Source organism: Natrinema sp. CRL1, assembly GCF_059162405.1.
Window position 1 is genome coordinate 181,468 of sequence record NZ_JBLVOY010000004.1, and the last position, 24,477, is coordinate 205,944.

The 24,477-nt window shown below is 64.7% G+C and carries 21 protein-coding genes; 7 read left to right on the top strand and 14 right to left on the bottom strand.

The window, feature by feature from the left end; all coding sequences use genetic code 11:
* Positions 1–200: 200 nt before the first annotated feature.
* From ACJYUO_RS15035 to ACJYUO_RS15060, 6 genes are all read right to left on the bottom strand, one after another.
* Positions 201–1,826 carry a long-chain fatty acid--CoA ligase gene (locus ACJYUO_RS15035; protein ID WP_494346164.1) on the bottom strand — a complete coding sequence of 542 codons (1,626 nt, stop codon included), beginning with the start codon at positions 1,824–1,826 and terminating at the stop codon, positions 201–203.
* On the bottom strand, positions 1,823–2,335 hold the full coding sequence (locus ACJYUO_RS15040) for a Zn-ribbon domain-containing OB-fold protein (protein WP_494346165.1): 513 nt from the start codon (positions 2,333–2,335) through the stop codon (positions 1,823–1,825). The genes ACJYUO_RS15035 and ACJYUO_RS15040 overlap by 4 nt, the downstream gene beginning before the upstream one ends.
* The gene (locus tag ACJYUO_RS15045) at positions 2,332–3,528 is read right to left on the bottom strand and encodes a thiolase C-terminal domain-containing protein (protein ID WP_494346166.1); all 1,197 of its coding nucleotides are present in this window, start codon (positions 3,526–3,528) and stop codon (positions 2,332–2,334) included. Before ACJYUO_RS15045 ends, ACJYUO_RS15040 begins: the two co-directional genes overlap by 4 nt.
* Before the next feature lie 2 nt (positions 3,529–3,530).
* A complete protein-coding gene (locus ACJYUO_RS15050) occupies positions 3,531–5,480 on the bottom strand; it encodes a 3-hydroxyacyl-CoA dehydrogenase/enoyl-CoA hydratase family protein (protein WP_494346167.1) in 1,950 nt (649 codons plus the stop codon).
* A 107-nt stretch (positions 5,481–5,587) separates the two neighbouring features.
* Positions 5,588–7,009, bottom strand: a complete 1,422-nt coding sequence (locus tag ACJYUO_RS15055) for an SLC13 family permease (RefSeq protein ID WP_494346168.1) — start codon at positions 7,007–7,009, stop codon at positions 5,588–5,590.
* Between the two features lie 56 nt (positions 7,010–7,065).
* Positions 7,066–8,403, bottom strand: a complete 1,338-nt coding sequence (locus ACJYUO_RS15060; protein WP_494346169.1) for a CoA-binding protein — start codon at positions 8,401–8,403, stop codon at positions 7,066–7,068.
* 223 nt (positions 8,404–8,626) lie between these two features.
* Between ACJYUO_RS15060 and ACJYUO_RS15065 the strand changes: the two genes are divergently transcribed.
* On the top strand, positions 8,627–9,028 hold the full coding sequence (locus ACJYUO_RS15065; RefSeq protein WP_494346170.1) for an acyl-CoA thioesterase: 402 nt from the start codon (positions 8,627–8,629) through the stop codon (positions 9,026–9,028).
* A 51-nt stretch (positions 9,029–9,079) separates the two neighbouring features.
* Here the strand turns inward: ACJYUO_RS15065 and ACJYUO_RS15070 are convergent, their stop codons facing one another.
* Entirely contained in the window at positions 9,080–9,835 is a 756-nt protein-coding gene (locus tag ACJYUO_RS15070; protein ID WP_494346171.1) for an ABC transporter ATP-binding protein, read from the bottom strand.
* A 505-nt stretch (positions 9,836–10,340) separates the two neighbouring features.
* On the opposite strand from ACJYUO_RS15070, the gene ACJYUO_RS15075 reads away from it, so the two are divergent.
* Genes ACJYUO_RS15075 through ACJYUO_RS15085 form a run of 3 tightly spaced genes read left to right on the top strand, consistent with a single transcriptional unit; the run spans position 10,341 to position 13,456 of the window.
* Positions 10,341–11,504 carry an ABC transporter substrate-binding protein gene (locus ACJYUO_RS15075; RefSeq protein ID WP_494346172.1) on the top strand — a complete coding sequence of 388 codons (1,164 nt, stop codon included), beginning with the start codon at positions 10,341–10,343 and terminating at the stop codon, positions 11,502–11,504.
* 33 nt (positions 11,505–11,537) lie between these two features.
* The gene (locus tag ACJYUO_RS15080; protein WP_494346173.1) at positions 11,538–12,419 is read left to right on the top strand and encodes a branched-chain amino acid ABC transporter permease; all 882 of its coding nucleotides are present in this window, start codon (positions 11,538–11,540) and stop codon (positions 12,417–12,419) included.
* Positions 12,419–13,456, top strand: coding sequence for a branched-chain amino acid ABC transporter permease (locus ACJYUO_RS15085; RefSeq protein ID WP_494346174.1), 1,038 nt, complete (start codon positions 12,419–12,421; stop codon positions 13,454–13,456). Before ACJYUO_RS15080 ends, ACJYUO_RS15085 begins: the two co-directional genes overlap by 1 nt.
* 128 nt (positions 13,457–13,584) lie before the next feature.
* On the opposite strand, the gene ACJYUO_RS15090 is transcribed toward ACJYUO_RS15085, so the two are convergent.
* Entirely contained in the window at positions 13,585–14,283 is a 699-nt protein-coding gene (locus ACJYUO_RS15090; RefSeq protein ID WP_494346471.1) for an ABC transporter ATP-binding protein, read from the bottom strand.
* A gap of 212 nt (positions 14,284–14,495) precedes the next feature.
* On the opposite strand from ACJYUO_RS15090, the gene ACJYUO_RS15095 reads away from it, so the two are divergent.
* The gene (locus ACJYUO_RS15095; RefSeq protein ID WP_494346175.1) at positions 14,496–15,731 is read left to right on the top strand and encodes an FAD-dependent monooxygenase; all 1,236 of its coding nucleotides are present in this window, start codon (positions 14,496–14,498) and stop codon (positions 15,729–15,731) included.
* A gap of 185 nt (positions 15,732–15,916) precedes the next feature.
* Here ACJYUO_RS15095 and ACJYUO_RS15100 read toward each other — a convergent pair whose 3' ends face one another.
* Positions 15,917–16,240, bottom strand: a complete 324-nt coding sequence (locus tag ACJYUO_RS15100) for a hypothetical protein (protein ID WP_494346176.1) — start codon at positions 16,238–16,240, stop codon at positions 15,917–15,919.
* A 281-nt stretch (positions 16,241–16,521) separates the two neighbouring features.
* Here ACJYUO_RS15100 and ACJYUO_RS15105 point away from each other — a divergent pair, with 281 nt between their 5' ends.
* On the top strand, positions 16,522–18,006 hold the full coding sequence (locus ACJYUO_RS15105) for an aldehyde dehydrogenase family protein (protein ID WP_494346177.1): 1,485 nt from the start codon (positions 16,522–16,524) through the stop codon (positions 18,004–18,006).
* A 74-nt stretch (positions 18,007–18,080) separates the two neighbouring features.
* On the opposite strand, the gene ACJYUO_RS15110 is transcribed toward ACJYUO_RS15105, so the two are convergent.
* Complete coding sequence (locus ACJYUO_RS15110; RefSeq protein ID WP_494346178.1) at positions 18,081–18,266, bottom strand: hypothetical protein; 186 nt, start codon at positions 18,264–18,266, stop codon at positions 18,081–18,083.
* Between the two features lie 74 nt (positions 18,267–18,340).
* Positions 18,341–19,420, bottom strand: coding sequence for a cupin domain-containing protein (locus ACJYUO_RS15115; protein ID WP_494346179.1), 1,080 nt, complete (start codon positions 19,418–19,420; stop codon positions 18,341–18,343).
* A gap of 154 nt (positions 19,421–19,574) precedes the next feature.
* On the opposite strand from ACJYUO_RS15115, the gene ACJYUO_RS15120 reads away from it, so the two are divergent.
* Positions 19,575–20,453 (top strand): fumarylacetoacetate hydrolase family protein, encoded by an 879-nt coding sequence (locus ACJYUO_RS15120; protein WP_494346180.1) that lies wholly within the window; start codon positions 19,575–19,577, stop codon positions 20,451–20,453.
* Positions 20,454–20,556: 103 nt separating this feature from the next.
* On the opposite strand, the gene ACJYUO_RS15125 is transcribed toward ACJYUO_RS15120, so the two are convergent.
* The 3 genes from ACJYUO_RS15125 to ACJYUO_RS15135 all read right to left on the bottom strand — a co-directional run bounded on the left by ACJYUO_RS15125 (position 20,557) and on the right by ACJYUO_RS15135 (position 24,323).
* Positions 20,557–21,288, bottom strand: a complete 732-nt coding sequence (locus ACJYUO_RS15125; RefSeq protein WP_494346181.1) for an acetate--CoA ligase family protein — start codon at positions 21,286–21,288, stop codon at positions 20,557–20,559.
* Complete coding sequence (locus tag ACJYUO_RS15130) at positions 21,285–22,664, bottom strand: CoA-binding protein (protein ID WP_494346182.1); 1,380 nt, start codon at positions 22,662–22,664, stop codon at positions 21,285–21,287. Before ACJYUO_RS15130 ends, ACJYUO_RS15125 begins: the two co-directional genes overlap by 4 nt.
* A gap of 111 nt (positions 22,665–22,775) precedes the next feature.
* The gene (locus ACJYUO_RS15135) at positions 22,776–24,323 is read right to left on the bottom strand and encodes a class I adenylate-forming enzyme family protein (RefSeq protein WP_494346183.1); all 1,548 of its coding nucleotides are present in this window, start codon (positions 24,321–24,323) and stop codon (positions 22,776–22,778) included.
* Positions 24,324–24,477: the final 154 nt, after the last annotated feature.

Consider the following 24,477-nt stretch of genomic DNA (forward strand, 5'->3'; position numbering starts at 1 on the left):
CACCATTACGGCCGTAAACCAGTTCGATTCGATCGACAGTCGCCAGTTGCTTCGACCTGTCTGAGACTGGAATGAATCGGTTCGTCCATAGATAGTGGACGAGACGGGAACGAAAGCCTTCGAGGTCGCCCTCGAGGACGTGCGCGAATCGGGAACAACACGGCAAAACGAGAGCAGCGGTCGAAATCGTGGGTTCGGAGTTACTCTTCGAGTGGCAGCGAGCCGTACTCGTCGACGAACTCGTCGCGTAGGACCTTTTTGTCGAACTTTCCGGTCGAGGTCTTCGGGATCGACTGGCAGAAGAAAATCTCGTCGGGAAGCCACCACTTGGGGAATCGCTCGAGGAGGTGTTCGCGGAGATCATCCGCGGAGACGTCGGCAGCCGAGGTCACGACGTAGGCGACCGGGCGTTCCTCCCAACTCGGATGGTTGACGCTGATCACCGTCGCCTCCTCGACGGCGTCGTGGGCCATGAGTTCGTTCTCGAGTTCGAGCGAGGAGATCCACTCCCCGCCGCTCTTGATCACGTCGTCGAGGCGGTCGACGACCTCGAGGTAGCCGTACTCGTCGATCACGCCGACGTCGCCGGACTTGAACCAGCCGTCTTCCGTGAACGAAGCCTCGGTCTCCTCGGGGCGAGCGTAGTACTCGTCGATGAGCCACGGCGATCGGGCCTGAATCTCGCCGGTCGACTCCCCGTCGTGGGGGACCGGGTTCCCGTCGGGGTCTCGCAGCCGAATCCGGACCCCGGGGGCCGGAATGCCGGGTTTCATCTGTTGCTGGTACCGCTCGCTCTCCGGCAGGTCCTGGACCTCGGTGGTCGTCATCGTATTGACGAGGTGCGGAGCCGCCTCGGTCATCCCGTAGCCCTGGTGGATCGGCGCGCCGATCTCTTTGTCGAATTTCTCCATGAGCCACTCGGGCGGCGACGTGCCGCCGATGAGGACGCGATCGAGACTCTCGAGTTCGATGTCGTCGCGCCCATCATAGAGCGAGGCAACCTCGAGCCACACGGTCGTCACCGCGGCAGTGACGGTCACGTCCTCCCGTTCGATGAGTTCGGTTATCTCCTCGGCACCGGTCTTCGGACCCGGCAGAACGAGCTTGGAACCGCACATCGTCGCCGTGTAGGGCAGTCCCCACCCGTTGACGTGGTACATCGGGACGACGGGCATTACGGCGTCGTTCTCGCTGATCGCGAAGACGTCGACGTGGCTGTGGGTCACCGTGTGGAGATAGAGGCTTCGGTGGGTGTAGGCCGCACCCTTGGGAAGTCCCGTCGTTCCGGAGGTGTAGCAGATGCCCGCCTCGTCGTCCTCGTCTATCTCCGGCCAGTCGTACTCCGAATCCTGCCCCTCGAGCAGGTCCTCGTAGGCGTACACCGGCTCGAGGTCGGTCTCAGGCACCTCGTCGTCGAGGATCACGTAGTGTTCGACGGTCTCGAACTGGTCCGCGACGTTCTCGACGGTCTCGACGAACTCGGGGTCGACGAACACGACCTCGTCCTCGGCCTCGTTGACGATCTCGACGAGGTGCTCGTCGGGAAGCATGTGGTTCGTCATGTGGATGCTTCGGCCGCTACACGGGAGCGCAAAGTACAGTTCGTAGTGGCGGTAGTGGTTGATCGCCAGTACCGACAGACGCGCCCCGGGGTCGATCCCAAGGTCGTCGAGCGCGTTCGCCAGTCGCCCCATCCGCTCGTAGGCGTCGGCGTACGTGTACCGGTGAGTGGTTCCGTCGGGCAACTCCGAGACGATCTCCTTGTGACCAAACAGGTCGGTGGCCCGCTCGATCAGTACCTGTAGCGTGAGTTGATACTCTTTCATTCCGAACCCCCTCCGTTGACCGGTTCGAACCGGTAGAACGCGCGTTCCTCGTCGGTCGGGCCGTCGATCTCGACGATCTTCAGCTCGACCGAATCACCGATCTCGAGGTCGTCGTAGGCTACGCCGTCGACCCGGGCGGACAGCCGCACCGGCCCGAGGTCGACGACGGCCACGACGTACGGGACATCGTGGTCCCGCAGGCCGATCGGCAGGCCGCCACGCACCTCCGAGAAGGCGAACAGTTCGCCCTCGTGTGGGAGGTCGACGTACTCGAGGTCGTCGCCAGTACACTCCGGACAGACGATCCGGGGCGGGTAGTGTACCTCCTCGCAGTCGTGACAGCGGGTCGTCGTTAGTCGCCCCTCCCACAGGTTGTCGTAGAACTCGTGGATCTTGGTGTGGTCGTCGGTCTGTCGCTCGTAGAAGTCGAGCAGTCGGGGGAGCTCGATCTCCGTCGGGACCGAGACCCGCTCTCGCTTCGGTTCGTGGATGTCGTTCGTATCAGTCATTTCGGATCACGGTCGAAGACCATTACGCTGTGGACCGAACCGCTTCCGCTCAGATTGTGGATGAGGCCGGTTTCGGCTCCCTCGACGAGCCTGTCGCGTTCGACGGTTCCCTGGAACTGGTTGGTGATCTCGAGGGCCTGTGAGACCCCCGTCGCGCCGAGAGGGTGCCCGCAGCCGAGCAGACCCCCTCGCGGATTCACGGCGACGTCGCCGTCGAGGTGGCTCCGGCCGTCTTCGATGAACTGGCCGCCCTCGCCGCGCTCGGCGAAGCCGAGTTCCTCGTACTCGATGATCTCGCTGATCGAGAAACAGTCGTGGACCTCGGCGACGTCGATCTCCGCGAGCGGGTCCTCGATGCCCGCCTGATCGTACGCGGTCTGCGAGGCCTTCCGGGCCTGGGGCCAGCCGCTGAACGACGGGAGGTTGTTGATCGAGTTGCCCGCCATCGTGGACTGGCCGCTGCCGACGATCCAGGCCGGAGTGTCGGTCACCTCGCGCGCTTTCTCCTCGCTCATGAGGATCACGCCGGCGGCGCCGTCGGTGATCCCGCTGCAGTCGTAGAGATGCAGCGGCGGAGCGATCTCGGGCGACTCCTCGACGTCCGCGGGGTCGATCTCCGTCCTGTAGTGGGCGAAGTCCGTCTTCGCGGCGTGGCTCTTGTTCTTCGCCGCCACGAGCGAGAGTTGCTCACGGGTCGTTCCGTGTTCGTGCATGTGTCGCTGGGCGTACCACGCGAAGAAGGGCGGTGCCGTGAGCCCGTTGACGCCGTCGAACTCGCGGTCGAGGACGTTCGACATCGACCCCTGCATCTCGGGCATGTGCTCGCGTCCGAGGTTCATCTTCTCGACACCGAGTACCAGCGCACAATCGAGTTGGCCGGCGGCGATGGCGAGCCACGCGTACCGCAACGCGGCTTGCCCGCTCGCGCAGGCTAACTCGGTTCGGGCGATCATCGCATCGACGTCGATACCGAGCAGTTCGGCTACCATCGGCGCGACGTGAGTCTGGTAGGCCAAGCGCTCGGGCTGGACCGTGCCAACGAACAGCCCCTCGATATCTCCGGGGCCGACGTCAGGAACGGCGTCGAACGTCGCCTTCCCGCCCTCCTGAGCGAGGTCCTTCCAAGTGGCGTCGCGCTCGCCCCACTCCGCGTGTCCGCCGCCGACGACGGCTACGTTTCGGGTCGTACTCACGGTCACTCACCCTCGAACTGCGGCGTTCGGTTCTGCCTGAACGCCGTCACGCCCTCGAGCATGTCGTCGGTCGTCGACAGCAGCGCGAACGCGTGCTTTTCCATCTTGAGTGCCGTCTCGAGGCTCGCCTCCTGACCGTCGCTGATGACTTCCTTGGCGGCTTTAAGCGCGATCGGCGGGCCAGAGACGAGATCGGAGACGATGTCGTCGACGGTCTCGTCGAGTTCGTCCGCGGCAACGGCGTGGTTGAGGATCCCCCACTCCTCGGCTTGGGCGGCGTCGATCTGCATGCCGCGAAACACCATCTCTTTGGTTTTGGCCTCGCCGATCAGGCGGACGAGGCGCTGGGTCGCGCCGCCGCCGGGAATCACGCCGAGGGTCGTCTCGGGCGTGCCGATCGTCGAGTCCGCCGTTGCGACGCGGATGTCACAGGCCAGCGCGAGTTCGATGCCCGCGCCGAGACAGAAGCCGTCGATCTTCGCGACCGTCGGTCGCTCGAACTCGGAAACGGTCTGGAACACGGCGTCCGGGTCCATGATGTCGGTCGGTTCACCGGCTGTAAAGCCGGTGATGTCCGCGCCGGAGCTGAACGCCCGGTCGCCGGCACCGGTGAAGACGACACAGGAAACCTCGTCCTCATCGATGTCGGTAAGGAGGCGATCGATCTCCATGAACATGTCCTCGGACATCGAGTTCAGGCGCTCTTGGCGATCCAGGGTAACCTCGAGGACGCCGTCGTCGTCGAGGTCCCAATCGATGTAGAAGTACGGCGGGTCGACCCGGTAGTCATAGAACCCTTTCCCGGCGTCTTCGCCGGTCCAGCCGTCTTCGACGAGTTCGACGAGGTAGTCGGCGGGCTGGTATCGCTCGGCGTCGGAGTCATCGGCGAGTTCCTCGAGCTTCTCGAGGACGACGTCCAGACCGATGCGGTCGCCGCGGCGGCACATTCCTTCGGGGAAGTTCCCGCCGAGGCGACAGCCGATGTCGATCTCCTCGGGCGTCGCCACGTCGTTGCCGACGAGCCACGCTGCCTTGTTGATCATGACGGCCTCCGTTCGGAGGGCGTCGTAGCCGCCAGCGTCCGTCGGTTCGTAGTCGACGCCGTCGCCGTCTTCGTAGTCGTAGAACCCCGCGCCGCTCTTCTGGCCGAGGTTACCCTCGTCGACCAGTTTCTCGACCACCGGCGGGACCGGTTGATCGGACTCGGCGCGGAAGTGATAGCCGATGTCGATGCCGCCGAAGTCGTTGAGTTCGAACGGCCCCATCGGGAAGCCACGCTCGTAGACCATCGTGGCATCGGCCGCTTGGATCGTCGTCTCGTCGTTCGACAGCATCCACGCCGCCTCTTCCATATATGGAACGAGGACGGTGTTCACCACGAAGCCGTGGACGTCCTTGCGGACGTAGATCGGTGTCTTGTCGATCGATTCGACCCACTCGTATGCGCTCTCGGCGGTCTCGTCGCTCGTCTCGTTGCCGTAGGTGACTTCGACGAGGTCCATCTTCACCGGCGGGTTAAAGAAGTGGAGGCCGACGACCCGATCGGGACGATCCGTCGCCTCGGCGATCTCCGAAATGGAGAGACTCGACGTGTTCGACGCCAGAATCGCGTGCTCCGGCGCGTGCTCGTCGACCGACGAGAACGTGTCGTGCTTGACGTCCATCCGCTCGGGAACTGCCTCGATCACGAGGTCAGCATCACCGACGGCCTCGGCGAGGTCGGTCGTCGTGTCGATACGTGAGAGCACGGCGTCACTCGACTCGTCGATGCGTCCCTTCTCCCCGAGTTTCTCGAGACTCCACTCGATGTTCTCGTAGCCCTCGGTTACGATCTCCTCGTCGAGGTCCCGGATGGTCACGTCGTATCCGCCGAGCGCAGCAAGTTCCGCAATACCATGCCCCATGCTACCAGTACCCAGCACTGCTACGCGCTCTACAGTGTCATTTGCCATCAAGATCCTGTGCGTGATTGAATATTATATATCTTTGGAGAAGCGTCGGATCGGGACTCGAGGCGCGATCGCGGTACACTCGAGGTGCGAGGACGGCTCCTCGGCGGTCAGTAGAGGAGATCGAACAGGCCGAACTGGAAGGGGAGCAACAGGACGATCGTGGCGACGGAGCAGGCGATCGTCGTCCGGATCACCTCCCGGGTCTCGACTTCCCCCTCCGCGAGAATGACGATGAGTACCGCCGACTGGTAGGGGAAGAAGTACGAACTCAGGGCCATCGCCTCGGCCATCAAAACCGGCGTGAACGGAAGGCCAGCCGCCTCTACATAGGGAATCAGGATCGGTGTGAGGACGCTCGCGACGGCCAGTCCCTCCATCAGGAACGCCAGCGCGAACGTGACGAAGAAGACACACGCGAGGATCACTGCGAGCGGCGCGTCAGTCGGGATGAAATCGAGAAGATAGGTGGCCGCCTCGTCCGTGAACCCGGTCTCGGTGAGCCCGTCACCGATCGCGAACACGGCTGCGATGAAAAAGAGGATGGAAAAATCGACCTCGTCTCCGATCTCGTCGAAATCGACGACGCCGATTCCAGGCAGGAACGCGAGGACGACCACGGCGACGGCACCGATCACCGGGTGGAAGCCGTGGACGAAATCGGTCGCCCAGATCAACGCCCCGATGACGAGAAAGGCCAGCATTCGTCGCTCGACGCTCCCGATCTCGAGACCCTCCGTCTCGGGCAGTTCGACGCTCGAGTCGGGCGACGGCCGAAAGAGGAAATAGACGACGGCGACGACGAGCAGGACGCGAGTGATTCCCATGATCGGGTACATGTGGAGCCACCAATCGGACCACGAGATGGTGTGCCCGGCCAGCGACTGGCCGAACCCGGTGATGATGATGTTCGGGAGGTCGGCGGTCAGGATGCCGGCTGAACCGTAGAAGGTGGCGAAGAGCGGCCCGAGGTAGATCCCGACGCGGGCCTCCCGTGACTCGAAGAGCGAGCCGGTCTCCCGGAGGATCGGTGCCACCACGAGGATGCGTACGAGTGCGGAGGGGACGAACAGCGCGAGGGCGTGGGCGCTCAGCGACAGGGCGATGAGCAACCGGCGGTACGTTCGAACGGTATCGGAGCGGACCGCCTTCGAGACGCTCCTGGCCGCGATCGATCGACCCGCCGCCGTCGCGAGCCCGCTGCGCCGGGTCGCCTCTCCCATCAGCAACCCGAAGCCGATGAGCCACGTCGCCGGCTTTTGGAAGCCCGAGAGCGCCAGCTCCGTCGAGGTCGTAACGGCGATCAGCCCGATGCCGATCAGCCCAGTGTACGAGGGTGGAACCGGCGTCAGAATCCAGAGGACGATACAGAAGAGCGTGATCGCAAGGATGGTGGCCGTCGCGGGCGCGTTCGCCACCGACGCCGCGGTCGACTCCGTGCCGAGCACCCACGTCGCAAGGCCGACGATCGCCGCCGCGGAGAACGCCAACGGCGGCGATCTGAGCGTCTCGATCGCGTCCGAACGGGTCATTGACAGATCCCTCTCAGTACAACGGTAAAACTACTACGGGTGTCGAGCCCGGACGGCTACTCCGCCCCGGAGATCGACTCGATCAGCGCCGCCACGGCCTGCGCCCCCCGCTCGGGCGTTTCGAACGTCGGAACGCCGAGGGCCTCGATCTGCTCGCGCTCCCCCCGCAGAGCCTCGTGTGGCCCAGCCACCGTAAAGAGGATCGGCTTGTCGACCTCCTCGGAGAGCGCCTCGAGTTCGTCGACCGGGTAGCCAAGCGAATCCTCGTAGATCTCGTAGACCAACACGATGTCGACGTTCTCGTCGCGCGCGACGGCGTCGACGACCTGCCCGAACTCGGGCATCGGTCGACCCGTGTCCACGGGGTTCTCCGCGTACGTGATCCCCTCGAGAAGGCTATCGACCCGCTCTCGCGTCTCCTCGGTGAGGTCCGGAAACGTGGCACCCGCGCTCTCGAGGTAGTCGTTGACGATGATCCCCGGTCCCGCCTGTGCGGTGACGACGCCGACGTTCGGGCCGTCGGGCGTCGGCGCGTTCGCGAGCACCCGGCCGGCGTCGAGCAGTTCGGTCGTCGAGGAGACCGTCGTCAGGCCCGGCCGATCGAACGCCTCCAGGTACATCGCGTCGTCTTGCGATGGGGCCGCGGTGTGGGCCTGCGCGAAGTCCGGATCGGCCCGTTCGCCCACCTTGTACGCGACGATCGGGGTGTCGGCCTCCGCACAGACCTCGAGAAGTCTGTCGACGTCCGCCGTGCCCTCGACGTGGAGGACGATGGACTCGGTACGTGGATCCTCGTCGAGGACGGGGATCACGTCCGCGAACTCCGTGTTCACCCGGTTGCCGAGGCCGAACATCGACGAGACGCCGTACCCCTCCCGCGTCAGGTGGAACGAGAGGGTGATCGCGACGCCGGCGCTCTGAGCGACGATGCCGACGTTCCCGGTCCCGACCTCGCGGAGTCGAGGGACGAACGACCCGTACAGGCCCGAGTGGGGAATCGCGTACCCGGCCGTGTTCGGGCCGAGAACGGCGATATCGTATTCGTCGGCGATTCGTTCGATATCATCCTGAAGTTCCCGACCCTCGCCGCCCATCTCGGCGAAGCCGCCGGCGAAGATCACCGCAGCGCCGACGCCTGCCTCGCCACATTCCTCGAGAACCGTCGGCTGTAGGTGGCGGGGGACACAACACAGCGCCAGATCGGCGTCGGTCTCGGCGACCGAGTCGACGAACTCGTAGCCGTGGACGGTCCCCGAACTCGAGGGGTTGACAGGGTAGATCTCGCCGTCGTAGGCCTCGACGTTGGACATCGCGTCGTTCCCGAGTTTTCCCGGCGTCGCCGATGCGCCGATGACGGCGATCCCGTCCGGATCGAAGAGATCGTATAGGCTCATACCATGATACCACGCGCGTTGTACCATAAATTCCGCGGGTTTCTCGGGGTCGAATGCGTCGATCGACCCCGGTGGGGTCACAGGGACACCCCTCTGTACTCGAGTACCGCTTCCCCGCCGTCTCGATTCGCTCGGCCTCGTATCCGAGCGTCCCCGTAGGGAATCGTCCCGGTCGTTCGCCGGGATTTTTATAATCCTTGGACGGATTTCTACGGGACGAGACATGAGTTTCACGCACGTGTGGACCGTCCGCTTTTCCGACACCGACCCGTTCGGTATCGCACACTACCCCCGTATGATCGACGCGATCCACGAGACCTCGGACGTGTTCATGGAAGACATCGGCGTTCCCTACTGGGAGTTGACCGAGGAACACGGTCTGGGTCTACCGCTCGTTTCGATGGACTTCGACTTCACTGGACAGGTCCGCGGCGGCGACGAGGTCGCGATCGAACTGATACCAGCGGTCGGGGAGTCGAGTGTTCAGTTCGACTACGTCGCGACCCACGACGGGGAGGTCGTCTTCGAGGGGACGGAGTATCGAGTCTGTGTCCCCGTCGACGGCGACAGCAGCGTTCCTGTTCCCGACGACCTCAGAACGGCCCTCGAGAGCACCGACGGGTGAGAAACGTCGCGGCGCGCGGCGAACCGGGCCGGTGACGTGGGCGCGAGTCGATCAGTCGCCCGCGACGGGGCCGGACGTGTCGTGGTCCCGACCGGCTGACGTCCCGAGGTAGGCCTCGATGACGCGCTGGTCGTTCTGGATCTCCTCCGGCGTCCCCCGCGCGATGAGTTGCCCGTTGTCGAGTACGAACACCCGCTCGCTGACGGACATCAGTGCTCGCATCACGTGGTCGATGAGGAAGATCGTCTTGCCACTCTCCTTGATGTCGCCGATGAGGTCGACGATCGCTTCCGTCTCGTCGGTGTCTAGCCCGCCCGCGACCTCGTCGAACAGCATCACGTCCGGATCCGTCGCGAGCACGCGTGCGATTTCGAGTCGCTTGAGCGCACCGACGCTCAGTTCGTCGGGTTTCGTGTGCGCCAAGTGGTCGAGGCCGACGAACTCGAGGGACTCGTAGGCCATCTCTCGCGGATTGTCAACGTCACGACCGCCGAACTCGGCGCCGACGGTCGCGTTCTCGAGCAGGGTCATGTGTTCGAACGGACGAACGATCTGGTGGGTCTTGACGAGCCCCCGGTGACAGATCTCGTGGGAATCCGTGCCCGTGATCTCGTCGCCATCGAGGAAGACGTGGCCCTCCGTTGGTTCGTGGACGCCGGTAATCAGGCGAAACAGCGTGGACTTGCCGGCCCCGTTCGGACCGATGAGGCCGACCGACTCCCCCCGATCAATCGAGAACGAGACATCGTCGACGGCGAGGACTCCCCCGAAACTCTTCGTCAGATTCGCTCCTTCGAGCAGCGTCATCTTGCGAGTGGTTGACTATCCACTCGCATAAACTTACCCCCTCGCATGTCGACACGAGTACACGAACATCAGATCTATAGTAGCTCTTGAAAGTCAGTGCACACCTGATCGCACGACTGCGTCGCGATCAGTGTGTACATCGTTTCAGTGGCTACTATACTATAACTGAGACACCGATCGCACAGCCCGCGGCTCTTGCATGGGTTCTCCGACCCGCGCTCGTCGTGCGATCAGTGTGTGTAAATCGTTTCAGTGGCTATTATAACGAGGGTTAACAATACAAAGCGTTTCCGACGAGTCGTCGAGTTCCGCGCCGAGTCGGTACGATTCCCGCCCGATCTCGGTCCGGCGAACCCGACACTCCGTCGACAGGTGTCAGATATAAACCATACCATTTAATATGATCGTGTTTCATTTGACAAACCACGCCATGGGGAATCTTAACAGCAGCCAGACTAGGCGTTCGTATTTAAAAACAACCGGTGCGATTGCAGGGGCGGCCACGTTGGCCGGCTGTACACTGTTGGGTAGCGACGAGAGCAGCGATGGCCTCACGATCGCGACGACGATCCCGCAGGAGGGCGCGTTCTCCTCGATGGCCACGGAGATAGAGCAGGGATACGAGCTCGGCGTCGCGCACCTCGAAGAGACGCTCGACCAGGAAGTGGAGCTGCTGGTCGAAAACGACGAGAGCGAGCCGAGTGTCGTCATCGAGAACCTCCGGAGGATGGCCAGTGACGCCGACGTGATCTGGGGGAGCTTCTCGAGCGAACTCGTAACCGCGGGCAGCAGCGTTGCGGAGGACGAAGGGATCCCGTTCGTCGCCGCGTACTTCGCACAGGAGGCACCACACCGAAACGAGAACTACGAGTGGACCTACGCAGCGTTCCCGAAGTCGAGAGATGTCGCACGATCGACGCAGGGCCTCTTGGAGACCATCCCCGAGGGCGATCGGCCGACCAACGTCGGCATCTGGGAGCCCAACTCCGACTGGGGCGAAGAGCAGTCGGACTCCTGGGAAGAGACCCTCGGCAATGCGGGCTACGATATCGTCCTCAGGGAGCAATACGAGTACGGTGCGAGCGACTTCTCGACGATGATCTCCCAGTCTGATAACCAGAACGTCGAGATCCTCCTCTCGGTGCCGACGCCGCCGGACGGAATCACGATGATCGAGCAGATGGAGGAACGCAACTTCTCGCCGACCCTTACCAAGTTCGTCCGCGCCGCCGACCCCCAAGACTGGTGGAACGCGCTCGGCGACAGCGGCGAGTACGTCTGCATGTGTCCGGGCTGGGTGCCCGGCATGACGGGCAACGGGAACGAAGAGATGTGGAACGAGTACGTCGACGAGTATGGACTCGAGGAGGGTCAGTTCATCCGCACGGCGGTCGGCGGCGGGTACAACGTCGCGCAGGTGACCGCCCAGGCGATCGACGCCGCGGGCTCGACCGACCCGTCGGATGTCCAGGGAGCGCTCCAGTCGGAGACCTTCGAGACGGTCATCGGCTCGTTCAGCTTCGAGGAGAACGGTCTGCCTACCGAAGGTGAGTTGACGGCTCCGACCGGCCAGTGGCTGGAGGGCAACCAGCACACCGTCTACCCGGAGACCGACGACGATCGAGCCTCCGACCTCCAGTACCCGATTCCGTCCTGGAGCGAGCGATAACACGCGGCCTCCAACTCACGTTCACCACTATACATGGTTTCACCAGAACTCGCGTTCGAATCGCTCTTAAACGGACTCCTCATCGGAGGCATCTACGCCGTCGCCGCGCTCGGCCTCTCGCTCGTGTTCGGCATTATGGACGTCGTCAACCTCGCCCACGGGCACATGCTCATGGTCGGCGCGTACGTCGGCATCCTCCTGTTTGCCGCCACCGGGATCACTCCGCTCGTGGGCATGCTGCTCGCGGCCGTCCTGCTGTTCGGGTTCGGGGTGTTCCTCCAGCGCGTACTGTTAGAGCGCGTCGTCGACAAGGGAATGGAACAGCCAATCATCGTCCTCTTCGGGCTCGCGCTCGTCCTCGAGAGCGTCGGCCGGATCGTCCTCGGCAGCGAGCCACAGCGAGCCAGCATCGGCATTCCGGGCTCGAGCATACCCGTCGGCCCCGCGGTCCTGTCGTTCTCGCGGGTCGTCACGTTCATCGTCTCGGTCGCCCTGATCATCGCGGTCTGGGCGTTCCTCAAATATACGACGACGGGCCTTGCGATCCGGGCGACTGCACAGAACACCGACGCGGCCCGGTACATGGGCATCGACACCGGGAAGATCTACATCATCACGCTCGGCCTCGGGACGGCACTGGCGGGCGCGGCCGGCGCGTTGCTGTCGGTTCTCTTTCCGTTCACGCCGTACGCGGGCTGGTCGTACCTGCTGAAGGCGTTCGCCGTGGTGGTCCTTGGCGGCGTGGGGAGCGTCATCGGGACGCTCGTCGGCGGGTTACTCCTCGGCGTCTCGGAGAACGTCGGCGTGCTCTTCATCGGCGGCGGCTACCGGGACCTGATCAGCTTCAGCATCTTCCTCCTCGTCCTCCTGGTGCGACCACAGGGGCTGTTCGGCAGCTCTGGAGGTGGGGAGTGATGGTGGGTACCGAACGCGAGAGCTTCATCCGGCGGATGCTCGGTAACCGCCGGCGAGTGGCGATCGCGGTCGTCACCGTGCTGGCGTTCGCGATAATACCGTTCGTCACCGAACGGTGGCTCACCCAGGTCTTCTTCACCGTGCTCGTCTTCGTGATCCTCGGCGTCTCCTGGGACATCATCGGCGGCTATGCCGGCCAGATCTCCCTGGGTCACGTCGCCTTCTTCGGGTTCGGCGCGTACGTCTCCGCTTGGCTGACGACGCCAACGCGAGCGGGCTTCCCCGAGTCGATCCAGTCACCGGTGATCGTCGCCGTTCTCGGCGGCGGCCTCGTCGCGGGCCTCCTCGCGCTCGTTATCGGACCGATCATCTTCCGACTGTCAGGCCACTACTTCGCGATCGGGACGCTCGCACTCGCCGCGATCATCGAGCTGATCCTGTCGAACGAGCGCAGCGTCTCCGGGGGATCGAGCGGCTACTTCGTCGATTCGGGTTCCGCCGAGTACCAACAGCTGTTCATCCTGACCCTGGCCATGACAGTCGTTACAGTGATCGTCTCCTACTACGTCGTCACGAGCCGGTGGGGCCTGGCGATGCGAGCGATCCACGACGACGAGACGGCGGCCAGCAGTCTCGGGATCAATCCGCTCAAGTACAAACTGATCGCGTTCGGCATCGGATCGGGCATGGCCGGGATGGCGGGCGGACTCTACGCCCAGTACACGGGATATCTCAATCCCGCGGACGTACTCGGCCTCCACTGGATGGTCGAAGCGCTCGTGGTCGTCGTCCTCGGCGGAATGGGGACGATCACCGGACCGATCCTGGGTGCCGGGCTGTTCGTCGGACTCGACTGGATCCTCAGCGAGGTAGCGAGTGGCTATTCGACGGCGATCGAAGGCCTCCTCATCATCCTCTTCATGATCTACATGCCCCAGGGGATCTACGGACTCATCACTAGTCGAACCAGCGATACATCGGAGGAAGAGCCGCCAAGCGAGGCCGTCTCGACTCCCGACGAGTCGGCGACCGACTGACGCTCGCCCCGTCGAACCGGGACTCATTTTTCCGATCGATCCGCCTCGAGAGATGTCCCACACGAGGAGCGAAACGCTTCCGGAGCGACGCGCGATCGATGCGAGGATAACAGTGCCGACGCTGGCGATTACCCGCCGAGGTACGTCGCCGTAACCTCGTCGTTCGACGCGAGTTCGTCGCTGTCACCCGACATCGAGATTCGACCCGACTCGAGGACGTACCCCCTGTCGGCGACTCGGAGCGCGTTGTTGACGTCCTGCTCGACGATGAGGACAGTCGTCCCACGGTCCGTGATCGTCTCGATCGCCTCGAACACGTCGTCGACGAGCACCGGTGCGAGGCCGAGACTCGCCTCGTCGAGCAAGATCAGGTCCGGATCGCTCATCAGACCGCGACCGATCGCTAGCATCTGTTGCTCGCCGCCCGAGAGGGTCCCCGCCGGCTGATCCTTTCGTTCCTCGAGTCGAGGGAAGACGTCGTAGACGAACGAGAAGCGCTCGTCTTTCCCCTCGAGATTTGTAAACGCGCCCAGGCGCAGGTTCTCCTCGACGGTGCTCTCCGTGAATATCTCGCGACCCTCGGGAACGTGGACGACCCCCTTCGGGACGACCTCCTCCAGATCCAGATCGCCGATCGACTCGCCATCGTAGCGTACCTCGCCCTGCTGGGGCGTCAGCGGGCCGCAGATCGTCTTTAGTATCGTGGTCTTTCCCGCGCCGTTCGCACCGAGCAGCGCGACCGTTTCCCCCTCCGCCACGTCGAAGCTCACGTCCCAGATCACCTGAACGTTGCCGTACGCGACGTCTATCGAGTCGACTTCGAGCAGTGTCATTGTGTGCCGTGAGTCTCTCAGTACAGGGATAAAAAGGTGCCCCCGGCCTGCGACGTCGGGGTCCCAGAGCGTCGACGCCGACCCTCGACCCGAGGGTCTCCGCCGGACCGACCGAGCGACGACGACCGGTAAGCGAACATGTCCGGGCCGAAATCGGCCTCCAGCGGATCACAACTACTATGAGAACGTACTGCATTGTCATACCTATGAGCGGTGAAACGACGGAGGCACCGGTACTGATAGCCGGCGCTGGCCCGGTCGGCATGACGGCAGCACTAGCACTGAACGCCCGCGGAGTGGAGACCACCATCCTCGAGGCCGAACCCGAGGACCGGGACCGCTCGGGAAGTCGCGCCATCTACGTCCACGGCTCGACGCTGCGCACGCTCGAGCGGATTCACCCGGGTCTGGGAACCGACCTCGTCGAGGAGGGACTCGTCTGGCCGACCCGACGGACCCTGTACAAGGGGAAAGAGGTGTTCAACCGAACGTACGACTCGCCCGGCGGGTCCGGCGACATTCCGCACTTTACGAGCGTTCCCCAGGTCGTCACCGAGCAGTACATGCTCGACGCGCTCGAGGAGCTCGGGATCGACATCCACTGGAACTCGGAGGTAGTCACCGTCGACTCCTCGACCGACGGTGTCCGCGTCGAGACCGGCGACGGTCGCGAGTGGGAGGCAGAGTACCTTGTCGGCGCGGACGGCGGCGGCTCGACCGTCCGCAACGAGATCGGGGCGAACTTCGAAGGAGATCAGTCCGAGAACGCCTTCATCATCGCCGACGTGGAGGACGAGGAAATCGAGGACGGCCACGAAGACCTCGAGCGGCTGTTCCACTACGACGCGCCAGAGGCCGACGGGCGGAACGTGTTGCTCGTCCCCTTCACGGGCGGCTGGCGCCTCGACATCCAGTGTATCGAGGGCGACGACCCCGAGGAACTCAGCAGCGACGAGCGGATGCGGGAGTTCGTCCGCGACGTCATGGGCGAGGAGTACGAGGACAGCCTGAAGTGGGTCTCCTCGTACTACTTCCTCCAGGTGATGGCGGACACGTTCGTCGACGACCACCGACGCGTGCTGCTGGCCGGCGAGGCGGCCCACCTGCTGGCGCCTTTCGGCGCCCGCGGGATGAACTCCGGTATCGCCGACGCCGACGAGGCCGCTTCGGCTATCGCCGTGGCGCTCGGCGCCCGCACGGACGCGGTCGCGCGCGACGAGGTAGAACTCTACGCGGCCCGCCGCGAGAAAGCCGCCGAGTACAACCTCGGCGCGGCCGGGCAGGCCCTCGAGTACCTCCAGGGAGAAGATCCGGTGACGGTTCTCCGAAAGGAGGTCGCCGCCGAGATGGCCGACTCCTTCGAGACGGCGGGCGAGTGGCTCGACGACGCGCCGTACGGCCCCCACGGCGCCCCGCCGATCGTCTCGACTGGGAACTACTGAACTATCGGGCGAGCGCGCACCTTTTTGATTCGTTCCGCTTCGGTTCGTCTTCGATTCGTCGACCGGTGACCGATCGGTTCGGCGATCGATGGCCCACGGCCCCGGCGTCGATATCCGACGAAACGGACCCCTCTCGGTCGGCGGTCGAGAGGGGCTCGAAACGCGAGAAGAGCGACGCTCCGCGGTCAGTGCAGGCCCAGGCGCTTCGCGACCCAGTGGTCTCGGCCCGCCATCACGAACGCCTCCTCGTCGGCGAAGTCAGTCGTCTCGGCGACGAACGCGTCCCACTCGCCGTGGGGAACCGTCTCGAGGTCGGCGGCGGCGTCGGCGTTGCTGGGACTCGCCGCGACCATCTCGTCGAACGATGCGAACTCGGTGCGTTCGCGCACGAAGACGTCATCGAACACGTCGGCGATCGGAATGTCCTCGTTCGTGTCGTAGACATCCGTCGCGTCCGGGAGCTCCTCACGCTTCGCTGCGGCCGCTTCGAGGTCGGTTTCCAGTGCCATGTCCCCATTCGTCGTCGATACCATGTAAATCCATCTCATCCGCGTGCCGCCGATCGCCGCGTCGGCGCGGGAGACGCGTTCGGGATCATGCACTCGGCGTCGGGGAGCGGATCTCGAAACGGACGTCTCATCGATGACTGGCTGGTCAAACGCGGCCTCGAGTTCCGACTGGAAGCACAGCGACGATCGACGGGGCGGCCATCGCATGGAGTCGACCGACGGGTAGTGACACACACGTTACCACACGATTTTGTACGCGGAACGCGAACAATTAGGCGACCATGCCAGATGCGATATCGCCGACGGCGGATTGGAACGCACTGTACATCGGAGGCGAGTGGGTCGACGAGGACGGCGACACCATCCCCGTCGAGAACCCGTCGACGCGGGAGGTGTTCGCCGAGGTTCCCGCGGCCGCCGAGTCCGACGTCGACGAGGCCTACGAGGCGGCTGCCGCCGCACAGGCCGAGTGGAAGGACCAACCGCCGGCGGCCCGCCAAGAGGTTATCCAGCAGTTCATCGAGGCGCTGCACGGATACGAAGAGGAGATCCTCGAACTGCTCACCCACGAGGCCGGCGGGACGGCCGGCTACGGCCACACGTCTCACCACCTCACAGCCGACCAGGCGGCCGAGGCGGCGACGCTCCCGCGTCGGATGAAGGGCGAACACGCTCCGTCGAACATCCCCGGGAAGGAACACCTCGTAAAGCGCGAGCCCAAGGGTGTCGTCACGGTCATCTCGCCGTGGAACTTCCCGCTGAACCTTTCGGCGCGGGCGGTGGTGCCCGCCATCGCCGCCGGCAACGCCGTCGTGCTCAAACCGGCGACGAACACGCCGATCACCGGCGGCCTGCTGTTCGCGAAGCTGTTCGAGGAGACCGACCTCCCCGACGGCGTCCTCAACGTGGTTACCGGCCGCGGCTCCGACATCGGCGACCGCGTGGCCGGCCACCCCGAGAGCAACGTGGTGGCGTTCACCGGCTCGACGGAGGTCGGTCGTAGAGTGGCCGCCACGGCAGCCGAGAACCTCGCGACGCCCGCGATGGAACTGGGCGGCAACAACGCCCACGTCGTCACCGCGGACGCCGACCTCGAGCGCGCCGTCGACGGCGCAGTGTTCGGATCCTTCATTCACCAGGGACAGGTGTGTATCTCGATCAACCGCCACGTCGTCCACGAGGACGCCTACGACGACTACGTCGCCCACCTCGTCGACCGAGCGGAGTCGCTCGTCGCGGGCAGCGCCCACGACGAGGTCCACCTCGGCCCCGTCATCGACGAATCCCAGCGAGACGAGATGCTCCAGTACGTCGAGGAGACCGTCGAGGCGGGCGCGACGCTCGAGACCGGCGGCGGGATCGTCGATCTCGACGGCGTCGAGGACTCGCTCGTCGTCGAGCCGACGGTGCTCTCCGACGTGACGAACGACATGGCCGCGGCGTGCAACGAGCACTTCGGCCCCATCGCGCCGGTCATCCCCTTCTCCGACGTCGACGAGGCGATCGAGATCGCCAACGATACCGAATTCGGCCTCTCCGGGTCGGTGCACGCGGGCGACCTCGAGACCGCGCGGTCGATCGCCGACCGCATGGAAACGGGCATGGTCCACATCGGCGACCAGCCAATCAACGACGAGGCCCACGTCCCGTTCAGCGGCACCGATGCCTCCGGTATGGGCGGCTACAACACCGATGAGTTCCTCCGCGAGGTGACCGAGACGAAGTGGATCTCGATCCAGCGCGAACCGCGCGACTACCCGTTCTGAGCGGGCAATCGACCCGATTTTCGTTTTCGACTGCCTCGAGTCCGATAGTGGACAATCGCGCTACGACCGACGGTTCAGTCGGCGGTCGATTCGACGCTGGCTTCGAACACCGCCTCCGATGGGAAGATACCACGACAATCCTCGCAGACCATCTGTCGCTGGATCGCGTACTCCCAGAGTTTCCCGCCACAGTTCAGACAATCGAAGTGCGCCCGGACGAACGGGTCCTCATCGACGTACGGGTTTTCGAACTCGGCCATACGAGAACGGTATGGCGACGATCTATAAGAGCGTTGCCCAGTCGGCCAGTACCACTCGAGCGGGGCCGATCGACTCACTCCGAAACCGCGGCCTCGGCGTAGAAGTTCATCGACTCGAGGATCGGTCGATCGGTCATGCCGAGCAAGATTGCCTCGTCGTCGGGTTCGTGGTGGTGCCGGCTGTCCGGCGGCACGACGAAGATGTCCCACTTGCCCCACTCGAGGGCCTCGCCGTCGACGTGGGTCGCGCCCTCGCCGTCGATGACGAAGTAGACCTCCGTGGAGTTGTGGAAGTGGGCATCAGTCGGACCCTCGTTGAGCAGTTGCGCCCGAAACGACATGGTCGGGAACAGCGGCGCTTTCGCCGTGGCCGGGTTGGCATACTCGAGGCTGTACCCGTCGTACGGGTCCGGGTCGTCGTTGTCGGCACGTTGGCGAAGCGACTCGAGCATCTCGTCCCAGCCAAAGCGGTACGGCGGCGTCGGCTCCTTGGTTCCCTGGAACGGGCCGGGGATGGAGCCGTCCGTCTTCTCGTGTGCGGGGCGACCTCGGCCGTACTGGGAGGCCCAGTAGCCCTGGGTCTTCGTGACCGGCTGGCGCTCGAGTTCGTGGTTCTCGAAGACGTGGGAGTTGTTCAGCGTATCGAGGAACAACGGGAGGTCGAGCACGTCGAGCCAGGCGGCGGTCTCGTCGGAATCGTTGACGTGGTCGTGCCACTCCCACTGGGGCGTCGTGACGAGGTCGTTGTCCCGCATCGGAAACTCCTCGCCCGCGACGACCGTCTTCATGTCTTCATGCCCGTCGATGGTGAATCGGAGGGCGCTGGCCGCGTGACGGTGGGCGGGCGCCGTCTCACCGGGCGAGACCGTCTGGACGCCGACGTAGATCGTGTTCGAAATGGCGTGCGTCGCGTTGATCGGGACTGCGACCCGCCGCTGGAAGCCCGGCGGGAGGTCGGCGATCGGGACGTCCGCTTCGATGCCGTCGATGGCGGCTTTGATGTCCTCCCACTTCCAGATGTTCGCTTCGAGGTCATCGAGGAGGTCCCCCATGTCGTTTTCCACTTCCCAGAGCGGGCGGAGATCGTTCTGCTCGAGGAGGCTCCGCGTATCGGAACTCAGTTCTAGGAGGTCCTCTGGATCCTGCTGTGCCATGTTCGCAATTTTGTCAAACGATACCATAAGTGTGTTGGAGCCCACGAGCGAACCGGTTCGGTCTCCAGTTCGAATCGACTGGTGCCCGCCGAGTGCGAACGCGTCGCCGATCGAGAAGGGATTATTTATGTGGTCGTATGACAGTGGGTCTACCATGCGATTCGTCAGGTTCAACGACGACCGACTGGGCTTGCTCACGGACGACGACGGCGTCGTCGACATCACCGACCGGCTCGGCCTCGAGACGAACGACCCGCTCAAGGAGTACGCGACGGAGGATCTCGACGCCGGCAAGTACGCGGACGAGGCGGCAGACCACGACCTCGCGGACGTACGCATCGAGTCGCCCGTCCGCCGCCCCGGCAAGGTGATCGCCGCACCGCTGAACTACGAGAACCACGTCGAGGAAGCAATCGCCGACAAAGATATTGTCACCGAGGAGTGGTTCACGATCGAGGACAAGGGCTACTTCCTCAAGGCACCCTCGAGCGTCGCCGGGCCGGAGGACGGCATCGAACTCCCCTTTAACGACCGGCGGGTCGACCACGAGATCGAACTCGGCTTCGTCATGGGCGAGACGGTCAAGGACATCGACAGCGACGATGTCTGGGACGCGATTCTGGGCTACACGATCCTGCTCGATGTCTCCGTTCGGGGCGACCAGGATCGTTCGAATCGCAAGTCCTACGACACGTTCACCATCATCGGCCCGTGCGTCGCGACGCCCGACGAAGTCGGCGACCCACACGACCTCGAGATGGAACTGCAGCTCAACGGCGAGACCCGCCAGCAGGAGAACACCGGCGGGATGATCTACAGCTGCGCCGACGTCGTCGAGTACGCTTCGATCGGGATGACCATCGAAGCAGGCGACGTAATTACGACCGGAACGCCCGAGGGCGTTAGTGCGATTACCGGCGGCGACACGATCGACGCCGAAATCGAGAACGTCGGCTCGATGACGGTCGAGGTGGACGATCGCGACCTCGCGTTCGAGGACATCACCGTCGAGAAGAGCCAGCAGGGCGACTGACCGAATCCGGTCGCACCGACACACTAACGACCGCCGTTTTTGGTCTGCAGCTCGGAACGATCGACAGATAGCCGGCAGCCGGTTCGGAGCGGCTTCGGTCCCGTCAGTTCTCCGCGTCCGCCCCTTCCTCGTCCGCCTCGAGCGTGACGAGCGCGTCGAGCGCGACCGCGTCGTGAGACCGTGCCAACAGCGGATTGACTTCAACCTCGCGGACCTCCTCGCGCTCGACCAGCAGGTCCCCGACGGCGACGACCGCCTCTGCCACCGCGGTCCGGTCGACCGCCGGGGCGCTGCGGTAGCCGTCGAACAGCGGCGACGCCTCGAGTTCCCGGGTCATCTCGACGGCCTCGGCGGTCGAGACTGGCGCTATCCGGTGGCTGACGTCCTGTAGCACCTCGACGGCGATCCCTCCCAGACCGACGAGGACGGTCGGCCCGAACGACGGGTCACACGTGCCGCCGACGATCACCTCGAGTCCCGCCTCGAGGTCGACCCCCTCCTCGACGAGGACCGATGACGCTAGATCGCGCTCGTGGGCCGCGTCGAGGATCCGACTCGCGGCCGTTCGAACGGCCGCGGCGTCCTCGAGGCCGACGGCTACGCCGGTGCCGTCGGCCCACTCGCTCTTGTGCTGGACGGCCGGCGAGGCGACCTTCGCGACGACCGGGTAGCCGATCCGCTCGGCGGCTTCGACGGCGTCATCGGGCGAGTCGACCGTCTCGCCTTCGGGTGCCACAAGTCCGCGGTCGGCGACCAGCCGCTTGGCCTCGGACTCGGTCAGCGAGGAGCGGCCGTCGGCGAGCGCCGCCTCGATCGGGTCGTCGGCTCCGGTCATCGGCTCACCTCCTCCATCGCGGCGGTCGACGGATCGGCGTTTCGTTTCGCGTAGCGCACTAGCGCCGCCACCGCATCAGCACCTCGTTCGGGCGTTCGGTAGGCCGGGATACCCAGCGCCTCGAGGCCGGGCAGTTCGTCGGCCAACACCGCGTCGGGGCCCCCGGTGGCGAAAACGATCGGTTTACCGACCTCGTCTACGAGCCCCTCGAGGGCCGCGGTGGGGTACCCGAGCGACCGCTCGAACAGTTCGTAGACCATGACGATATCGACGTTCTCGTCGCGTGCGACGGCCGCGACGACATCACCGAACTCGGGCATCGGTCGCCCGGTGTCGACGGGGTTCGCGGAGTAGGTCATCCCGGGGAGGATCCCCTCGACGGTCTCCCGCGTCTCGTCTGTGAGCGACGGGAACTCCGCTCCGGCGGCTTTCAGGCGGTCGGTGATGGCGATTCCGGGCCCCGCCTGCGCGGTGACGACGCCGACACTCGGGCCGTCGGGGCGCGGACAGGTCGACAGCGCCTTCCCCGCGTCGAGCAGTTCCTGACTCGAGCGGACCGTCGGGACGCCGAACTGGGCGAAGCCGGCCTCGTACAGCTCGTAGCGCCCGGTCAGCGCGCCGGTGTGGGATTCGGCGAAGTCGCCCACGTCCTGCTCGCCGACGTTGTAGGCGACGACCGGCGTCTCGGCCGCGCGGCAGGTCTCGAGGAGGCCGCGGGCGTCGTCCGTCCCCTCGACGTGCAGGAGGATCGCGCCGGTGTGATCGTCCGCGTCGAAGTGGTCGATCGCTTCCTGGAAGCCGACGTTGGCGCGGTTGCCGAGGCCGACCATCGCGGAGACGCCGAGCCCCTCGTTTTCCGCGCGGAAGGCGAGGGCGTAGGCGAGACCGCCACTCTGGGCGATGATGGCGATGTTCCCCGCAGGGATCGTCTCGACATCGGTCGCGAAGGTCGCGTATAGGTTCTCGGACGGGCGCAGGAAGCCGCTCGTGTTCGGTCCGAGCAGGTGGACATCCCCGTCGGTCGCGGCCTCGATCAGTCGCCGCTGTAGCCGCTTGCCTTCCGTGCCCGCCTCGGCGAAGCCGCCGGCGAAGATGACCGCACCGCCGATCCCCGCCTCACCACATTCCTCGACGACGTCCGGGACGACCGGGGCCGGTACGCACAGCAGCGCGAGGTCGACGGCGTCGTCGATGTCGGTTACGGAAGAGACGAACTGCCGGTCGAATACGGTGCCCTCCGCCGACGGGTTGACCGGATACACCGGCCCGTCGAACTCGACGGCGTTGCGCATTGCTTCGTAACCGATCTTTCCGGGCGTTGCTGAGGCCCCTACCACGGCGATTCCGCTCGGGTCGAATAGGCTCGTCACGGCCATACAGTGCAGTCGAATCAGCGGCTCAAAACGTTTTCCCACCGATCCGGCCCTCGCGACGGCAAACGGCCACAGCAACGAACGGGCGCTTGCAGCCAGCGTCTCCTCGATCCCTTACGCGTCGAAGAACTCCTCGCCGATCGTCGCCCGTTCGATCGTTCCCGTATCGGTCCGTGGGAGCGGGCTGTCCGTCATCGCGTACTCGCGCGGTCGCTTGAAGTTCGCCAGTTCGTCGTGGTCCTCGCAGAACCGATCGAGCGCCTCGACATCGACGTCGTCGGATCCGTTTGTGCAGACGACACACGCGACGCGGTGACCCCACTGCTCGTCCTCGAGGCCGACCACGACCGCCTCCTCGACCGCCCCGTGGGACTCGAGAATGTCCTCGACTTCCTCGGGGTAGACGTTCTCGCCGCCGCTGACGATCATGTTGTCGACCCGACCGACGACGTAGAGATAGCCGTCCTCGTCGACCTCTGCGCAGTCGCCCGTCCGGAGCCAGCCGTCGACGTAGGTTCGCTCACTCTCCTCGGGGTGGTTCAGGTAGCCGGTGCTCATGCCCGGGCCGCGCGCGAGGATTTCGCCGACCTCGCCCGGTTCGACAGTCGCGGTCGGATCGGGGTCCTCGTCGGGATCGGCGGCCGCCACGACCCGCAGCTCCCACGTGAACGACTCCGTACCGATCGTCCCGGTGTGCTCGTCCTGCAGCGACGGATGAGCGAAGGCGAGGTTCGGACCGCCTTCGGTCAGCCCGTAGGTGTTGTACACGTTCTCGGTGAGGTGTTCCGAGGCTTTCTCGACGAGCCGCTCGGTTACGATCGACCCGCCCGTGCGGATATAGGAGAGTGTATCGACGTCGTACCCCGTTTCGGCCTGCGCGTCGGCCAGTACGTGCAACTGGGTCGGGACGGCGAGCATTCCCGTCACGTCGTGGTCCTGAACGAGGCGGAGCGCCTCGTCCGGTTCGAAGTCGGACTGTACGACCATCGTCGCGCCGGCCATGACGTGCGGGAGGATCCACGCGTCGGTCGTCACCATGTGGTACCAGGGCGTCGTGACGAGCGCGGTGTCGGTCTCTACGATAGACATCTCCATGACGACCTGCGCGGCGCCGTACCACATCTGCTCCTGGTCGAACAGCACCCCCTTCGGCGTGCCCGTGGTTCCGCTCGTATAGAAGATACCGTGTTCGTACGCCGGATCCGGCTCGACCGGCTCCGTCGACGCGTCCGCGAGGACGGCCTCGTAGGCCTCGACGTCTTCGCGATCGATCGTCTCGTCTCCCGCGTGGATCCCCGCCTCGATCGGCGTCCGGTCGAGCACCTCGAGGGCCTTCTCGGCGTTTGCGTCGTCAAAGAGTAGGATTGCCGCCTCCGTCGGCTCGAGCATCGCCGCGAGGGTGCCAGGGCTGTCGCGGAACGGGAGTTGCACGTTCGCGAGCCCCCGCTTCTGGCTCGCGAACATCGCCTCGATCGCCGTCGATCCCGTGAGAGTAAGCGTCGCGATGCGTCGATCCGGGACGCGCTCGTTCAGCGCGTTCGCGAGTCGAGTCGTTCGGTCGTCTAGTTCGCCGTAGGTCATCGACCGCCCGTCGTCGGTCACGAGCGCCGTCTTCGACGAGTAACACCGGACGGTTCGCTCGAACGTATCAATGTACTTCATCGGTCTGGTCGCCTATGTGTGATACCAGCTACCGAGGGTATTAATTATTATGATGAACCGTCGTTTGACGGGTAGCACCTCCGGCGGTTTCCCAGTGTCGAAGCCGGGCCCAGGCACCGCTGAACGGGACCGATTATAACCCTCGATACCCTCC

What these genes read in the sequence shown, in the direction of transcription:
- ACJYUO_RS15035 (WP_494346164.1), bottom strand. Translation starts at nt 1,826, where the DNA reads ATGAAAGAGTATCAACTCACGCTACAGGTACTGATCGAGCGGGCCACC.
- ACJYUO_RS15040 (WP_494346165.1), bottom strand. Translation starts at nt 2,335, where the DNA reads ATGACTGATACGAACGACATCCACGAACCGAAGCGAGAGCGGGTCTCG.
- ACJYUO_RS15050 (WP_494346167.1), bottom strand. Translation starts at nt 5,480, where the DNA reads ATGGCAAATGACACTGTAGAGCGCGTAGCAGTGCTGGGTACTGGTAGC.
- ACJYUO_RS15055 (WP_494346168.1), bottom strand. Translation starts at nt 7,009, where the DNA reads ATGACCCGTTCGGACGCGATCGAGACGCTCAGATCGCCGCCGTTGGCG.
- ACJYUO_RS15060 (WP_494346169.1), bottom strand. Translation starts at nt 8,403, where the DNA reads ATGAGCCTATACGATCTCTTCGATCCGGACGGGATCGCCGTCATCGGC.
- ACJYUO_RS15065 (WP_494346170.1), top strand. Translation starts at nt 8,627, where the DNA reads ATGAGTTTCACGCACGTGTGGACCGTCCGCTTTTCCGACACCGACCCG.
- ACJYUO_RS15070 (WP_494346171.1), bottom strand. Translation starts at nt 9,835, where the DNA reads ATGACGCTGCTCGAAGGAGCGAATCTGACGAAGAGTTTCGGGGGAGTC.
- ACJYUO_RS15080 (WP_494346173.1), top strand. Translation starts at nt 11,538, where the DNA reads ATGGTTTCACCAGAACTCGCGTTCGAATCGCTCTTAAACGGACTCCTC.
- ACJYUO_RS15085 (WP_494346174.1), top strand. Translation starts at nt 12,419, where the DNA reads ATGGTGGGTACCGAACGCGAGAGCTTCATCCGGCGGATGCTCGGTAAC.
- ACJYUO_RS15095 (WP_494346175.1), top strand. Translation starts at nt 14,496, where the DNA reads ATGAGCGGTGAAACGACGGAGGCACCGGTACTGATAGCCGGCGCTGGC.
- ACJYUO_RS15100 (WP_494346176.1), bottom strand. Translation starts at nt 16,240, where the DNA reads ATGGCACTGGAAACCGACCTCGAAGCGGCCGCAGCGAAGCGTGAGGAG.
- ACJYUO_RS15105 (WP_494346177.1), top strand. Translation starts at nt 16,522, where the DNA reads ATGCCAGATGCGATATCGCCGACGGCGGATTGGAACGCACTGTACATC.
- ACJYUO_RS15110 (WP_494346178.1), bottom strand. Translation starts at nt 18,266, where the DNA reads ATGGCCGAGTTCGAAAACCCGTACGTCGATGAGGACCCGTTCGTCCGG.
- ACJYUO_RS15115 (WP_494346179.1), bottom strand. Translation starts at nt 19,420, where the DNA reads ATGGCACAGCAGGATCCAGAGGACCTCCTAGAACTGAGTTCCGATACG.
- ACJYUO_RS15120 (WP_494346180.1), top strand. Translation starts at nt 19,575, where the DNA reads ATGCGATTCGTCAGGTTCAACGACGACCGACTGGGCTTGCTCACGGAC.
- ACJYUO_RS15125 (WP_494346181.1), bottom strand. Translation starts at nt 21,288, where the DNA reads ATGACCGGAGCCGACGACCCGATCGAGGCGGCGCTCGCCGACGGCCGC.
- ACJYUO_RS15130 (WP_494346182.1), bottom strand. Translation starts at nt 22,664, where the DNA reads ATGGCCGTGACGAGCCTATTCGACCCGAGCGGAATCGCCGTGGTAGGG.
- ACJYUO_RS15135 (WP_494346183.1), bottom strand. Translation starts at nt 24,323, where the DNA reads ATGAAGTACATTGATACGTTCGAGCGAACCGTCCGGTGTTACTCGTCG.